11 protein-coding genes are annotated in these 16,168 nt (G+C 44.9%); 1 reads left to right on the top strand and 10 read right to left on the bottom strand.

Features of this window, described 5'->3' with window-relative positions:
• Positions 1-24: 24 nt before the first annotated feature.
• From HMPREF9243_RS00070 to HMPREF9243_RS00035, 8 genes are all read right to left on the bottom strand, one after another.
• The gene (locus HMPREF9243_RS00070) at positions 25-441 is read right to left on the bottom strand and encodes a GNAT family N-acetyltransferase (RefSeq protein ID WP_081456571.1); all 417 of its coding nucleotides are present in this window, start codon (positions 439-441) and stop codon (positions 25-27) included.
• A 545-nt stretch (positions 442-986) separates the two neighbouring features.
• Positions 987-2,291 carry an ABC transporter permease gene (locus HMPREF9243_RS00065; RefSeq protein ID WP_013669024.1) on the bottom strand — a complete coding sequence of 435 codons (1,305 nt, stop codon included), beginning with the start codon at positions 2,289-2,291 and terminating at the stop codon, positions 987-989.
• Positions 2,284-3,189, bottom strand: a complete 906-nt coding sequence (locus HMPREF9243_RS00060) for an ABC transporter ATP-binding protein (RefSeq protein ID WP_013669797.1) — start codon at positions 3,187-3,189, stop codon at positions 2,284-2,286. The genes HMPREF9243_RS00065 and HMPREF9243_RS00060 overlap by 8 nt, the downstream gene beginning before the upstream one ends.
• Positions 3,190-3,562: 373 nt before the next feature.
• Entirely contained in the window at positions 3,563-6,205 is a 2,643-nt protein-coding gene (gene gyrA, locus HMPREF9243_RS00055) for a DNA gyrase subunit A (protein WP_013669047.1), read from the bottom strand.
• A 19-nt stretch (positions 6,206-6,224) separates the two neighbouring features.
• Positions 6,225-8,207 (bottom strand): DNA topoisomerase (ATP-hydrolyzing) subunit B, encoded by a 1,983-nt coding sequence (gene gyrB, locus HMPREF9243_RS00050; RefSeq protein ID WP_013668651.1) that lies wholly within the window; start codon positions 8,205-8,207, stop codon positions 6,225-6,227.
• Between the two features lie 10 nt (positions 8,208-8,217).
• Entirely contained in the window at positions 8,218-9,336 is a 1,119-nt protein-coding gene (recF, locus tag HMPREF9243_RS00045; RefSeq protein WP_013669202.1) for a DNA replication/repair protein RecF, read from the bottom strand.
• Positions 9,326-9,589, bottom strand: a complete 264-nt coding sequence (gene yaaA / locus HMPREF9243_RS00040) for a S4 domain-containing protein YaaA (protein ID WP_013668823.1) — start codon at positions 9,587-9,589, stop codon at positions 9,326-9,328. The genes recF and yaaA overlap by 11 nt, the downstream gene beginning before the upstream one ends.
• A 343-nt stretch (positions 9,590-9,932) precedes the next feature.
• Entirely contained in the window at positions 9,933-11,267 is a 1,335-nt protein-coding gene (locus tag HMPREF9243_RS00035) for an FAD-binding oxidoreductase (RefSeq protein WP_013669365.1), read from the bottom strand.
• Positions 11,268-11,637: 370 nt separating this feature from the next.
• On the opposite strand from HMPREF9243_RS00035, the gene HMPREF9243_RS00030 reads away from it, so the two are divergent.
• Positions 11,638-12,858 carry an IS110 family transposase gene (locus HMPREF9243_RS00030; protein WP_013668936.1) on the top strand — a complete coding sequence of 407 codons (1,221 nt, stop codon included), beginning with the start codon at positions 11,638-11,640 and terminating at the stop codon, positions 12,856-12,858.
• Between the two features lie 520 nt (positions 12,859-13,378).
• On the opposite strand, the gene dnaN is transcribed toward HMPREF9243_RS00030, so the two are convergent.
• A complete protein-coding gene (dnaN, locus tag HMPREF9243_RS00025) occupies positions 13,379-14,530 on the bottom strand; it encodes a DNA polymerase III subunit beta (RefSeq protein WP_013669885.1) in 1,152 nt (383 codons plus the stop codon).
• A 247-nt stretch (positions 14,531-14,777) separates the two neighbouring features.
• On the bottom strand, positions 14,778-16,130 hold the full coding sequence (gene dnaA, locus HMPREF9243_RS00020) for a chromosomal replication initiator protein DnaA (protein WP_013669115.1): 1,353 nt from the start codon (positions 16,128-16,130) through the stop codon (positions 14,778-14,780).
• Positions 16,131-16,168: the final 38 nt, after the last annotated feature.

The raw sequence follows: 16,168 nt of genomic DNA, 5'->3' as shown, positions 1-16,168 counted from the left end.
AACCGACCTGGTGCAAGTGACCGACTAATTGATAACCATTTTTTGGTGGAAGTTGATGCTGACCTGGTTATCGGCAGTCACCAGTGCCAGGATAGTTTTAATCCCTTGGTCCTTTAAATCCCGTTCCACCGCCTGATAGAGGGCAGTCCCCAGTCCTTTCTCGCTCTTATTGACTTGGCTGTAGATAGAAATCTCAGCGCTATAACGATAGGCAGAACGCTCATGGAAGGCATGGGCATAGGCGTAGGCCAAGACCTGCCCTTGGTCATTACAAGCCACATAGTAGGGAAAAGCTTGGGCGATGGAATGAATCCGTTCAGACATTTCCTCACTCGTGGGCGGCACTTCTTCAAAGGTAAAGCTGGTATTTTCCACATAATAACGGTAAATAGCCGCTAGTGCCTGACTATCTTCTCTTCTCACCGGTCTGATTTGCATCATAGTCCTCCCTCTTTGTTTCTAATCTCCTATAGTGTAACCTTTTATCAGTAAAAATACCTCCTAAAATAGAAAAACCATGTAAGTTTTTTACCTACATGGTTTTTTGTTTAAACTATGAGAATTTTTAGACTTTTGTATCTTTAAGAGCTTAGTGCATTTTATAGAATGTATTTTTTCTTAATCCTAAATAATAAATAATATCACTTGTATTAATTAACTATGAGCAGTAGTGGCGCTTTGAAATAGGTCGTTAGCCATGAACAAGCAAGCATCAGGGTGTGAGGACTGGCAACTAGCTTTCGTTCACTGGAACAAGTCACCAGAGCAGTCCATAAGACTGCAACGGGGACTTGTGAAGTGACACGAAAGCTGCCAGGCCGAACCCGACTCGAAGAGAATTACCGGATCGTAGGCGTTAGCCATACGAGCCGTTTGACTCTCGCTAGGCGAGGGACCTTGGCCCGAGCTGGTGCCATGGCTCTTCAACGACGAAATTTCAAAAGCAGAATGAATGCTCTGACATATTAATTAGTTAAAGACCTTGATTATTTACTTTTGACTTGGCGTTCACTCTTCCATAGCGAAATGGATTGTTTGAAGGTATCCCATGGCCCCTTATCACTGTAGGCCAAGACATTGCTCTTGTAGAGGCTGGTGGCAAAGATAAAGATCAGTACCATAGTCACCAAAGAAATCCCAATGGCGACAATGACCTCAGCCCATTCCACTGAATAATCCGCTAAACGGAAGGGCATAATGAAGGGGGTAAAGAAAGGAATCTGTGAGCAGATCCGGTAGAAGGCGGTATCGGTGCCGGCTTGTTGGCCAAAGAAACCGATATAGAAACCGATCAACCCTAACCAGATCACGGGTTGAGACACCTTTTGAGCGTCTTCGGTCTTGGTGACTAAGGAGCCTAAGAAAGCGGCTAAAGCCACATAAGTCACAATTCCCATCAGGGCTAGGAGGCCACTGACCCCTAACATGGTCTTGTTGTTAGCAATAAAGGCTTTAATATCAATCAATTGGGTCAATTCCTCCGGTAGGCTGAGAATGCCGAATTGAGTGGAAAGAATCCGCCAAAGAATAAAGAGGAGGACATAGATCCCGACTTGGGTCAGGATCATTAGAACCACGCCCAAGAGTTTCCCATAGAAGTGGGTTTTAGCCGGAATGCTGGAGAGGATAATTTCCATAATCCGTGAACCTTTTTCAGCTGCCACTTCTTGGATAATGATATTGATAAAGAACATCAGGAAGTAAAAGATAATAAAGGAGGCAATGGAAGCGACTCCTGTTCGTCCCATCTCATTCATGGCGTCCTTGTTTTCTTCAGTGACGCTACCGTCATCATTGACATTGATCGCAACTTCTTCAATCGGCACCTGAGCATTCATGACTGCCCCTAATTGATCCTGAGAAATCCCAGAAGCCTGGGCATTGACCATCATCTGATATTGACTTAGGGTCTGTTGCAGGGTCAGTTTAGGATTTTGTGCCAGGCCATTCTTACCGTAATAGGTCGCTTTGAGCTGGCCATCTGCCTGGTCCATTTTTAGCATGCCATCGACTTCCCCGTCAGCTAAGGCTTGGCGGGCTTGGTCTTGATTACGATCAAAATGAAAGTCCAGGTCACCATTATCCACGGTTTTCAGGACTTCTACCAGTCCCGGATCCGCATCGACTACGGCAATTTGATCAGGCGAACTGCTTTCACTTTGAGAAACAAAGTAAGCCACCGCAGCAATAATCCCGATAAAGATTAAGGGCGAGAGGACCATAAAGATAAAGGATCCCGATTTGACATTTTTTCGATAAACTTCACGAATAACGACCCATAGTTTATTCATTATGTCCACCTGCTTTCATTTTGAAGATTTCTTCCAGGGTTGGTGGTTGTTGGCTAAAGTGGCGAATGTAGTTGCCTTGGGTCAGGCTTTGGAAAATTACTGGCCCGTAAGACTCATCCGTCAAGTAGAGCCGGTAGTAGTTATCTTCCTTGACTACTACATGGTCCACACCTTCCAGGGCTTGTAACTGGTCCTTGGTCCAATCAGGCGCTTCAACTTCAATCCGGGTTCGTCCAAAGCTCTCCCGGATTTCCCGAATCTTCCCGTAGAGAACTTGCTCACCATCATGGATCATCAGCATATCATCACAGATGGCCTCCACATTATTCATATTATGACTGGAGAAGATGATCGATGAGCCCTTATCACGTAGGTACAAGATACCTTGTTTCAAAAGGTCCGCGTTAACTGGGTCTAAGCCGGAAAAGGGCTCGTCCAAGATAATAAAATCAGGTTCATGGATCAGAGTCGCAATCAGTTGGACCTTTTGTTGGTTCCCTTTAGAGAGACTATTAATCTTATCGGTCCGTTTTCCCTTAACCTCGAAACGCTCCATCCACTCATCAATCCGGTCGAGGACAGCTTTTTTCTCCATGCCTCGTAACTGGGCAAAATAGAGGATTTGTTGCTCAATGGTCATCTTTTCATAGAGCCCGCGTTCTTCCGGGAGATAACCAATCGTATCATAGACTTGGTCACTCATGGGTTTATCGTTCCATAAGACCTCTCCACCATTCTCTGGGGTTAAAAAATTCAAAATCAAACGGAAAATAGTGGTTTTTCCTGACCCGTTTCGACCAATCATCCCCAAGATTTTTCCTGGTTCAAGATCGAAAGAAACATCGTCAACAGCCACTACATCGCCAAAAGTCTTGCGTAAATGACGTGCTTGTAACATGGGGTGTTTCCCTCCTTTAATCACCTAATAAAACCGCTTACTTATCCATGACTATTGTATTATTCTATAAAAGAAAACACAATTTTTAGCTTAGTATTTGATAAATAATAAGGAATATACCTGTTAAATACTCTATGAGTTAAATTTTATCATATATATATGACTAATTAAAGTGTAAAGGAGAGGTCGGATAAAGTCAAAAAGTAATCGGCTATTATTTGTGAATAGCAACAATGTCCTTTTGATCTATTTTAGCTAAGGCTTTAGCTTTTAAGCAAGGACCCACAAAAAAAAGCCTGCGCCAAAAGTTGTCATTTTTACCAACTTTTGGCGCAGGCTCATTTTATAGGCACTGATATCAAGCCTTATTCAACTAGTCTCCATCAGAAGCCTGACTATCGTCTTCTTCTAAGACTTGGCTGGAGAAATCTTGCATTTTATCGCGAATTTGCTCTTGGCTGAGTCGGTCTGGGGCATTATCATCCCCAGAATCAATGTCAGGGTCACTGAGGCCGGTTTCAGTCGCATATTGACCTCTTTGTTCCGGATCGCTGGCCACGACTTCTTCCTCATCTACTTCCTCTGGATCAACCACAGCCATGGTCGACACATGGGCAGCTTCATCTAAACGCATGAGACGAACCCCCTGGGTTGCCCGACCGGTTTGAGAGATATCAACGGAATGGAAGCGAATCACCACGCCTTCATCAGTCATCAGCATGATATCTTCATCCAAATCAACGGTAGCTAAACCAACCAAAGGACCGTTCTTTTCGGTAATGTTGACGGTTTTCACGCCCTTACCCCCGCGGTGTTTGATGCTGTACTCATCGGCAGGCGTCCGTTTGCCGTAGCCTTTTTCGGTAACGATCAAGACATCTTGGTCAGGGCCTAAAATCGAGGCACCAACCACATAGTCGTCCTGATCGAGGCGGATACCACGAACACCAGTCGCCGTCCGACCCATAGAGCGGACATCGTCTTCAGCAAAGGACACCGCGTAACCTTGGTGGGAACCGAGAATAATATTATCCTCTCCACTAGTTTGTAAGACAGCCACTAATTCATCATCATCACGGAGATTAATAGCAATCAAACCGTTATTTCTAATATTGAAGTATTCCTCCACTGGAGTCCGTTTGACGGTTCCTTGCTTGGTGACGAAGAAGAAATAGTCTTCACTATCCGTTTCCTTGTCACTTGGAGTCACATTGATGACCCCGCGGACTTGTTCATCTTCTTGGAGATTGAGAAGATTGACAATGGGGAGACCCTTGGCTGCCCGGCCGTATTCAGGGATTTCATAGCCCTTAATTTGGAAGACCCGGCCGCGGTCAGTAAAGCAGAGGATGACATCGTGGGTCGAGGTCGACAGCATGGCATCAATATGGTCGCCATCCTGTAAGGCCATGCCTTTCACGCCACGTCCGCCCCGGTTTTGGGTCCGGTATTCCGAGTCTTCTACCCGCTTGATATAACCCTTACGTGAGAGGGTAATGAGGACATTGCTTTCTTCAATTAAGTCTTCATCCTCTAAATTAGTAATTTCACCCACACGAATTTCGGTCCGACGTTCGTCACCGAAGCGTTTTTCAATTTCTAAGAGTTCTTGGTAGATAATTTCATAACGTTTTTCTTCGCTAGCTAAGACTTCATTCAAGTAGGCAATTTCTGCCATCAGATCCTTGTGCTCATTATCGATCTTTTCCCGTTCCAAACCGGTCAATCGGACTAAGCGCATGTCTAGGATGGCTTGGGCTTGCTTATCAGATAGACCGTATTGGTCCATAAAGATCGTCTTGGCTTGGTCACCGGTCTTGGATGACCTTAGGATGTTAACGATCTCATCTATGTGGTCTAAAGCGATCTGTAAGCCTTCTAAGATATGGGCTCTGGCTTCCGCTTTTTCCTTTTCAAAGATGGACCGGCGCCGAATAATTTCTTCTTGGTGGTCCAGGTAACGTCTAAGAATTTGCTTGAGACTAAGGGTCTTGGGCACGCCTTGGTCAATGGCCACCATATTAAAGTTAAAGTTGGTTTGCATTTGCGTTTGCTTGAAAAGGTTGTTCAAGATCACGCTAGCACTGGCGTCTTTGCGGCATTCAATCACAATCCGCATGCCTTGACGGCCGGTTTCATCACGGACCGCGGTAATCCCGTCAATCCGTTTATCACGAGCCAAGTCGGCAATCCGTTCCACTAACTTGGCCTTGTTGACCATGTAAGGAATTTCGCTGACGATAATACGTTCCTTACCGCTGGCCATGGTATCAATTTCGGCCCGGGCGCGGACGATAATCCGGCCCTTCCCGGTTTCATAAGCTTTCTTAATCCCAGCCTTACCAATCACGATTCCCGCGGTCGGAAAGTCGGGACCAGGAAGGGCTTCCATCAGGTCTTGGGTAGTGGCCTGAGGGTTCTTCATCAAAATATGGAGAGCCTGGATAACTTCACTTAAATTGTGGGGCGGAATATTGGTGGTCATCCCTACAGCAATCCCAGTCGCACCGTTAACTAAGAGGTTAGGGAAGCGGGAAGGGAGAACTTCGGGTTCCCGTTCTTCGCCATCATAGTTAGGGATAAAGTCTACCGTATTTTTATTAATATCGCGGACCATTTCCAGGGCGATCTTACTGAGACGGGCCTCGGTATAACGCATAGCAGCAGCTTGGTCACCGTCGACCGATCCAAAGTTCCCGTGCCCATCAACTAACATGTAGCGGTAGGAGAAGTCTTGGGCCATCCGCACCATGGATTCATAAATCGCTGAGTCCCCATGGGGGTGGTACTTACCCATAACGTCCCCGACAATCCGGGCTGACTTCTTATAGGGTTTGTCCGGGGTGACACCGAGTTCATTCATCCCATAGAGAATCCGGCGATGAACGGGTTTGAGGCCGTCACGCACATCGGGGAGGGCCCGGGCGACGATAACAGACATGGCATAATCCAGGAAGGAGTTACGCATTTCATGTGATATTTCACGTGGCGCGGGTTGTTTATGTTCTTCAACCATTGATTATCAACCTTCCTTTCTATAAGTCGATGGTGGCATAGGTCGCATTATTCTCGATAAAATCACGCCGTGGTGCGACTAAGTCCCCCATCAGCATGGAGATATTCCGGTCCGCTTCCTGAGCATCATCAACCGTCACTTGCAGCATTTGCCGCTGGGTGGGGTCCATCGTGGTTTCCCATAATTGTTCAGCGTCCATTTCCCCCAGCCCCTTATAACGTTGGACAGCCGGACGAGGACGTTCCGCTAGGGTCTTCATATAATCATTGAGTTCTTGGTCACTGTTGACATAATGGACGTTCTTACCTTGGCGGACTTGATAAAGCGGTGGTACCGCAATGTAGATATAGCCCGCATCAAGTAGGGGACGCATGTAGCGATAAATCAGGGTTAATAAGAGGGTCCGAATATGGGCCCCGTCGACGTCGGCATCGGTCATGATCACCAGTTTATGGTAACGGGCCTTGGTCACATCAAAATCATTGCCCCAACCGGTTCCCATGGCAGTAAAGAGGGAGCGAATTTCCTCATTGGCCAGGATCCGATCCATGGAGGCCTTCTCCACATTCAAGATCTTCCCACGAATGGGTAAGATGGCTTGGAAGTGGCGGTCCCGACCTAATTTGGCTGAGCCGCCCGCAGAATTCCCTTCGACGATGAAGAGTTCGCATTCTTCAGGTACCCGGCTAGAACAGTCAGCTAATTTACCCGGCAGGTTAGAGATCTCTAAGCCCGACTTCTTCCGGGTCATTTCCCGGGCCCGTTTAGCGGCTTGCCGAGCCTTAGAAGCCAGAATCCCTTTATCGACAATTTGCCGGGCAATGTTTGGGGTCTCATATAGGAATTGTTCCAAATGTTGACCAAAGAGACGGTCAGTAATGGTCCGAACTTCTGAGTTCCCCAGTTTCATCTTGGTTTGCCCTTCAAATTGCGGATTAGGGTGGCGGATAGAAACAATCAGGGTTAAGCCTTCACGGACATCTTCCCCGGACAAGTTATCATCTTTTTCCTTGAGCAGGTTCTGACTGCGGGCATAGTCGTTGATGGTCCGGGTGAGGGCCGTCTTAATCCCCGACTCATGGGTCCCACCTTCAAAGGTATGGATATTGTTGGCAAAGGACATGAAATTGCTATGGTAGCCAGCCGTATATTGGAAGGCGACTTCCACTTCAATATCATCCATTTGTCCTTCCAAGTAAACCGGTTCTTCAAAGAGGATTTCCTTATTTTCATTCAGGTATTGGACGTATTCTTTAATCCCACCTTCATATTGGTAGGCGACTTCCTGTGAATCTTCCTCGCGGCGGTCTTCCAGGGTAATATGCAAGCCCTTATTCAAAAAGGCCAGTTCCCGGACCCGTTTATTGAGGGTTTGGAAGTCATAGTCAGTGGTATCGGTAAAGATCTCAGGATCGGCCACAAAATTTACCACGGTACCGGTCTTATCGCTTTCACCGACCACTTTCAAGTCGGAAACAATGTGTCCGCGGCTGTATTCTTGCTGGTAAATCTTACCATCCCGGTAGACTTCGACCCGGAGTTTGGTTGAAAGCGCGTTAACGACGGAAGCCCCCACACCGTGTAAGCCCCCGGAGACCTTATAACCGCCACCGCCGAATTTTCCCCCGGCATGGAGGACGGTAAAGACGGTTTCCACCGCGGGGCGGCCGGTTTTTTCCTGGATATCGACCGGAATCCCCCGCCCATTATCGATCACGGTAATGGAACCATCACTTTCAATCTTGATATCAATCTTGTCCGCATAACCAGCCAGGGCTTCGTCAATGGAATTATCGACGATTTCCCAAACTAAGTGGTGGAGACCAGGAGCCCCGGTCGAGCCGATATACATCCCGGGCCGCTTACGCACCGCTTCTAAGCCCTCAAGGACTTGGATTTGGCTGGCATTATATTCTCCGGCCTGGTTGGGCTGATTTTTATCTTTGGGATTATGGTTTTGAGGTTGTTCGTGTTCGGAATTATTTGCTTGATTTTCTGCCATCTTGCTTGATTCACTCCTTCAATTCCACCTGACCCGCCTTAATGGTAAAGAGGTCAGGATCATCAATCTTATCTGCCTGGATGCCTTCCATACTGGTTGTAGTCAGGAAGGTTTGAACTTTCTTTTCAATCGTTTTCAGCAGATGGGTTTGACGCTGGTCGTCCAATTCACTTAAGACATCATCTAATAATAGTATGGGGTATTCCCCCAGGGTTTCGTGCATGCATTCAATTTCTGCCAACTTCAAACTCAAAACCGTAGTCCGCTGTTGGCCTTGGGACCCGTATTGTTGAACGACTTTATCATTAATCATTAATTTTAAATCATCACGCTGGGGACCAATTTGGGTAGAGCCCACTTCAATTTCACGTTCTTGGATGGACTGAAATTTGTCCATGAGCTCAGTTTTTAATTGGTCCACCGTGGAGGTCTCATCAACAGTCAGGCTGGCTTGGTAGGCCAGGGTGAGAGTCTCCTTATCCATGGATAATTGGGCATGGATAGGCTTGGCATAGGCTTCCAATTTCTGAATGAATTGGAAACGCTGGACCATCATCCGACTAGCAAAGTCCACCAACTGTTCGGTTAAGACATTCAAATACAACTTATCATGGGCTTCCCGCCGTTGCAGCTGCTTCAAATAGGTATTGCGCTGCTTGAGCAGGTGCTGGTAATTACTGGAGTCATAGAGGTAGGTCGGGTTCATTTGACTCAGCTCCCGGTCAATAAAGGTACGGCGCAATTGCGGAGCACCCTTGACAAGTTCCAGGTCTTCCGGGGCAAAGAGCACCACATTGAAGGCCCCAATATAGTCACTCAGCCGCTCTTGTTGCAGGCGGTTGAGCTTGGCGATCTTGCCTTTTTTGGTCATGGTGAGGGATAAAGGAATCTCTCCATTCTTCTTGGCAACCCGGCCTTCAATCCGGGCAAAGTCAGCTCCGAAGCGGATCACTTCCCGCTCCTTAGCCGTCCGATGACTCCGGGCCAAAGACAGCATATAAATGGCTTCGATCAGGTTGGTCTTGCCTTGGGCGTTGTCGCCGATAAAGACATTGATTCCAGGATCAAAGTCCATGGTGACCTGGTCGTAATTACGGAAGTCCTTTAAGTAAAGTGACTTAAGGTGCATGGTGATCTGCTAGTGGATCGCTTGCGCTAGCCCCTCGAATGGCGTAAATGGCTCCTTCATGCGGAAATTCAACCACAGAGCCGGGATAAAGTTTCTTGCCCCGTCTTTGTTCCTCCTGACCGTCTAAGATCACTGGGTAATTGGCCAGGTAAATTTTCGCCTGGCCTCCAGTTTGGATATAACCCAGTGCCTTCAATAACTGCCCGAGCGTAATATACTCGGTATCGATGGCGACAATATCTACGTCTGACATCACACACCGCCTCCCTTTACTTTAAACTAAAAAAGCGTACTCCAATTCGGTCTCTTAGAGTACGATTTGTCTCCCTTATTCAAGTAATATTATACCCCAAATCCTCTATATAAGCAAAAAAAGGCCCTATTTTCCACTAGAGCCTCTTTTAGCCACTTCCTACTAATGCTTTTTAGAAGTCCATTAAAGCCTAAAAATGAAAGTTTGGCATATGAAATGGACTTTAAGTGCGGATAAGTAAAAAATTAAGTTGAAACTAGGACGAACAGTCTCTCTACTTGTGAACTTAGCCATAAAAAAGCTGGGATGTCGTCCCAGCTTCATTTGCTTTCAATTGTCGTTTTTACTCGTCTACTTCAATGACCCGGCCTGGGTTGAGGAGGTTATTGGGGTCGAGGGCTTTTTTAATGGCTTTCATGGTATTTAATTCTGTTTCAGAGAAGAAGATGGGCATGAATTTCACCCGTTCGAGACCAATTCCATGTTCTCCAGAAGGGAGGCCGCCGTTTTCAGCTAAGAAGTCATAAAGGCGGAGGTCATATTGGTGGAGTCGGTCTTCCCATTCTTGGTCACTGAGTTCCTTCTTCATGAGGCAGATATGAATATTACCATCCCCGGCATGACCAAAGAAAGTAGAGGCAATCCCTAAGTCATCGGCAATCTCTTTGGATTTATTGATGGCTTGAGTGATCTTATTGACCGGAACGACAGGGTCATCTAAGCGCATGGGGCCTGCCTTATAAATTCCTGAGAGGATATGGTCACGGATGTCCCAAACTCCTTTTTCCACTTGTCCACTTAAGAGTTCAGTCGCTAAAGCCCCCGCATTTTGAGCGATTTTTTCCAAGTTTTCCAGATCTTTTTGGATGGCCGCTTCCTGGTTACCACTGAGGGTAACTAAGAGGAAGGCTTGACCCGTTTTACTTGGCATTTCCTTACCGAGCAGTTCCTTAGCGTAGGTGATGGCATCATGTTCAAACATTTCCAGGGCGGTTGGCGCCACAGAGGAATGCAAGATTTCATAAATGACCGGTCCTAATTCCTCTAAGCGGTCAAAACCGATTAAGAGGGAGTTCTCATATTGGGGTTCCACCCGCAATTTCAATTGTAATTGACTGATAATGCCCAAGGTCCCTTCTGAACCGATGAAGAGGTCCTTCAAGTCGTAGCCTGAGGAATCCTTATTATTCAAGCTGCCCACATTAATCACTTCACTATTGGCTAAAACCACCCGCATGGAACGGATATTGTCCCGGGTCACCCCATATTTAATGGCCCGCATCCCACCGGCATTGGTCGCAGCGTTCCCTGCTACGGTGGCCCGTTTTTCACCAGGGTCAGGAGCATAGAAGAGCCCACTCCCCGCTAAATAGTCACGGACTTGGTTGAGGGTCACGCCCGCTTCCACGGTCAAGGTCAAGGTTTCCTTATCGAGGTCGAGGATTTGATTCATTTTTTCTAGGTTTAAGAGGATTTCACCTTGAGGATAAGTGCCACCAGCCAGAGCCGTATGCCCACCAATTGTCACGAGTTTCTTCCCTTCAGCTTGGGCTTTCTTTACGGCTTCAACGATTTCTTCTTCATTTTCAGGATAGATAATCCCTTCCGCATGGCCGGCTTCTGATTCATGGATAAAGGTAGTGAGATATTTGTCGTCAACTTGTCTTTCAATTGTCATTGTCATGCCTCCTTTTGTTAATTTTATAGTAAAGTAACCGGTTTCAGCATGCAATAAAAACGCTTGTCTAAAACTGAGCAAGATAAGCTTTTGAAAGAGAAAAAATTCCAGTAAAAAAACATACTAAGATTAGCTCGAAGGTAAATCGACGGATTTATCTTCGAGCTATTTCTATTTTCAGATATAGTGTAAGTGAAAGGATAATCCGGACAAACTCTCAAGGGCTAGGAGCCCGAATTAAAAAACGGATTCTTTCACTCTTGTTTTTAATTTTGGTTTAAGTATGTTGAGCTGTGAGCTCGTGTTTAGGAAATTAGGATAAGAACAATGAAGTGAAAATCTTTCAAACCATTACGAAAGGAAGCTAGAAATGACTAAGTATTTATATGCATTTGATGTTTCCAAAGGAAAAGCGACACAAGTTCTGTATAAAAATAATAGATGTATTGAGGAAAGCCTTTTGGAATTCACTCGTAAGGGATTTGAAGAACTGTTACAGAATATCCAACAGATCCCTGGGGAAGTGACTCTTGCTTTTGAAACGACAGGTATCTATTCAAAGCCACTTGAACGATTTTGTCACAAAAATCATTTAACTTACCACAGTTTGAATCCTTTAGAAGTGTACAATCGAACTAATGGTTTGACATTAAGAAGAAATAAAACAGACCAAGCAGATGCTCATAAATTGGCACAAATCATGTCAAATTTTAACTTTCAACCTTCGGTAAGGAAAGAGCTTCGCTATGAAGAAATGAAGCGCATGAATGCTTATTATTTAGAACTACAAGAAGGTATCGACAGACTCTATGTTAAGTTTTTAGAAGGTATCTATCTTTGCTTTCCTGGTATCGAAAAAGTTTTCTCTAAATTAAAAAATGAATTTGCTTTAACTATTATTGAAAAATACCCACATCCCGACTATGTGCTAGAAACCTCTCGAACAGTCATCAAAAATATATTGAAAAAGTCAACATTAAAAAATATCTCTAAGCAAAGAGCTTTTCAAAAAGCTGATCAAATCATTGAGTGTGCAGCTTCTTCCTATCCTTCTGTCCATAAGGACAGTTTTTATTGTCAGGTGCTCAGTTTTTATGCCGCACATCTAAAAAATTTAATTAATCAAAAAGAACTTATTCAAGATAAGATGATTGCTTTGGGACGTCAGTTTTCTGAATTTATAATTTATGCCAGTGTACCAGGGATTGGGCAACTGTCGGCTTGTCAGTTAATTGCAGAATTAGGTGATTTATCCCGATTCGAGAACCACAAACAATTAAATGCCTATGTCGGAATTGATATTAGACGCTATCAATCAGGTAAATTTATAGGCCGAGACCATATCAACAAACGTGGAAATAAAAAAGCTAGAAAAATACTTTATATCATTATTACCAATATGATTCGCGCCCAGAGACATGCGCCAAATCATATCGTTGATTATTACTATACAAAAAAACAGCCACCCTTTAATAAATGCCATAAGGTAGCTGTTATAGCGTGTATGAATAAGCTGCTTAAATGCCTATACGCGCTATTCAATCATCATACGAAGTATGATTATGAATTAAATGCCTCTCACCGCAACTAATTCATTTTTATAGTAACTAAAATTTTTAAAAGTCTCAATACAGAGGCTTATTTAGCATGCCAAATTTTCCGTAGAATATTCAAAAGATTAAATTTCTAAATAACACTATATATATTTAGTAACTTTATACTGATTTTTACTTGACTAATCGTAGGAGACGAGAGTGTGACAAAAGCCAATAGAGCCCTGAAGAGCTACGCATACTATATCTGTAACTCGCTTGCGCTTCGAACAGCTATAGCAACTGGAGCGAACTATGGTAGATAGTTGCAAAACTATCGCACATAGTTCGTAGTTGGGTTCAATTTGGCAGGCTTGGAGTGATTTCACAAGTCAGAAACAAGCGAATGCTTCGCTTTTATTCTGACTTGCTCCAACCATCCAAGCCTATACGCCAAATCTTACACCCTGTATGAAGTGGACGTCAGGGCTGACTTTTGGAGCACGTTTTGAATAGAAAGTTCGTGTTTTAAAAAGAGCCTGGGACTTTTGTCCCAGGCTCTTTTTATTAATGATTCACTTAATTACCAGGTGTCCGGATTGGGGTGATGAGTTGAACCATGTTAAATTCATCTTCATCTTCACTTGGGGTCAAGATAAAGGAGTGGGTCGGGTTAACGAAACGAATGACCACATCTTGGCCGCCAAAACTCCGCAAAGCCTCCCGTAAGTAGTCGGGGTTAAAGGAAATTTCCAAGTCATCGCCTTCAAAGCTTAAGAGGCTGAGTTTTTCCTTAACGTAACCAATCTCAGAAGAATGACCGGAAAGAATGGCTTCTTCTTGGGAAAGGGAAAGCTTAACCACATTGTTCTTGCCTTGGTGGCTTAAGATTAAAGCCCGTTCTACTGCGTGAACCAGTTCTTGGGCATCGACTTTAATTTTCGTGTTGTAATCCAAGCTCAACAAGCGGTCGGTATCGGGATAATTTCCTTCTAACAGTCTGGAATAAAGGTAGACATTATCAATCTTAAAGAGGACTTGGTTATCGGTGACCATCATCTCAATATCTTCATTATCATCCACTAAGCGGGTAAGCTCGGTCAGAGTTTGCCCTGGAATATTGATCTCTAAAGCTTTACCTTGGCTTTCTTCTGGCATGGTCAAAGGCACAATTCGTTGACTGAGCCGGTGGGAGTCGGTTGATACCGCTTTCAGTTGTTCATCGGCCAGGATAAAGTGAACCCCGGTAAAGAGTGGGCGGATTTGTTGGTTAGATACCGAAATAATGGTGTGGTTAACCACCCGTTTAAAGAGATGACCCGGTAAGACATAGGTCGAATCGGCATCAATTTCAGGGAGAGTGGGGTATTCGCTGCCGGCAGTCCCATTGAGGTTAAAGACGGATTCTCCCGAACGGATAACAGTTTGTAAGTTATCTTGGACTTCCAAGGTCAGTTGGTCTTCAGGAAGTTTTTTGACAATGTCACCGAGGAAACGGGAAGGGAGAACAATAGACCCTGTCTCAGCAATCGATAACTGGTTGCTTTCATCTTCTTTAGAAATATAAATTTCAATCGAAATGGTTGAATCACTACCAGTAAGGATGATTCCTGAATCCAGAACAGCGATTTTAATTCCAGTGAGTATAGGAATAGTTGTCCGTGAGGAAATCGCTCGTTGGACATTGTTTAAATGGTCAACAAAGATGGAACGTTTAATTGTAAATTTCATAAAAAGCTCCTTTGCTGGATGCGTGCTTATTTATATATATATTAATAGTATAGTAATAGTAGTAGGTCATGTGGAAGCTGTTGAAAACTTCCTCAAAGAAGTGACCTTAAAACTTTTCCACTTGTGGATAAGTTGTGGGAAGGCTTGTGGCTAAGTTAGCTAGTTATCCACAGGCCTTTTTCTTCTATTAGTTTAGCATAAAAAGCTCACTTTGCCTGCCTTGAGGCTAGGAGAGTCGGCTAAAACCCTAACGTTTGAGTAAATTTTGAATACTTTCAACATTTTCTTTAATCTCAGTGGCTGATTTCATGGCTTCTGAGATTTTTTCATGGGCATGGAGGACAGTGGTATGGTCTTTGCCGCCGAATTCTTGGCCAATTTTAGGTAGGGAGGCATCCGTAATTTCCCGAGAGAGGAACATGGCAATTTGCCGGGGAACGACAATGTCCCGTTTCCGTTTCTTCCCTTTTAAATCGGCAACAGTCAGGTCAAAGTAATCGGCTACGGTTTCTTGAATTTCAGCAATACTTGGTACCTTTTTGGTATTGGCGTCGCGATAATTGGATAAGGCCCTGGCGGCGACATCAGGACTGAGCTCTTCTTGGTTCATGACCGCATAGGCTTGAACACTGGTGAGGGCTCCCTCTAGCTCGCGAATATTGGTATCAATTTGACCAGCGATATAGGAGAGGGTCTCGTCTGGGATATCAATGCCGTTCACCTTGGCTTTGTTGCGCAAAATGGCAATCCGGGTTTCTAAATCTGGTGGGGTAATATCCGTCGATAAGCCTTGCTTAAAGCGGGAAACCAGCCGATCTTCTAACTCAGGAATTTGACTGGCATCGCGGTCACTGGTAAGGACGATATGCTTATTATTATTGTAGAGGGCGTTAAAGGTATGGAAGAACTCTTCTTGGGTCGACTGCTTGTTACCGATAAATTGAATATCATCGACCAAGAGCATGTCAACATGGCGGTAGGCTTGATGGAAGTCCGGCATGGTATTGGTCCGAATCGCTTCAATAAAGTCATTGGTAAAGGTCTCACTGGTGACATATTTGACAATGGCATCAGGATGAGTCCGTAAAACTTCGTGGCCAATCGCTTGCATGAGATGGGTTTTTCCTAGTCCTACGCCCCCATAGAAGAAGAGGGGATTATAGTCTCGGCCTGGACCTTCAGCCACGGCTAAGGCAGCGGCATGGGCCATTTTATTTCCTTCGCCTACTACAAAGTTTTCGAAGGTATACTTAGGGTTTAAGTCGCTATGTCGGTTAGCGGTGCGATTGTCAGCGGGGGCTTGGCCAGGATTGGCTGCTGGTCCGAAGTCTAAATGATTGCTCCCCGCTTGTTGGTTGTCGAGTGTAATTTCGATCCGAATTTCCCGGCCTAGGTAGTCATAAATCACCTGTTGCAGCTGCATCATATAATTGGATTCAATGTGTTTTTTGTGCAGTTGGGAAACAGCTTCGATGTATAAGACATCATGATCCATCCGCAGGGGCTTGAGGCCCAAGATCCAGGTATCGAAACTTCCCTTGGTCAAGTGCTCACGAAAGTACTCGCTCACCACTTGCCAAAGTTCCTGTAAAGGATCCATCGAAACGACTCCTTTCTATAGAAATAGTCTCTTTTAGT

This window comes from Aerococcus sp. Group 1, assembly GCF_000193205.1.
Taxonomy (GTDB): Bacteria; Bacillota; Bacilli; order Lactobacillales; family Aerococcaceae; genus Aerococcus; species Aerococcus urinae_A.
The sequence above is the reverse complement of the archived record's forward strand: the minus strand, read 5'-3'. Positions and strand labels throughout refer to the sequence as shown.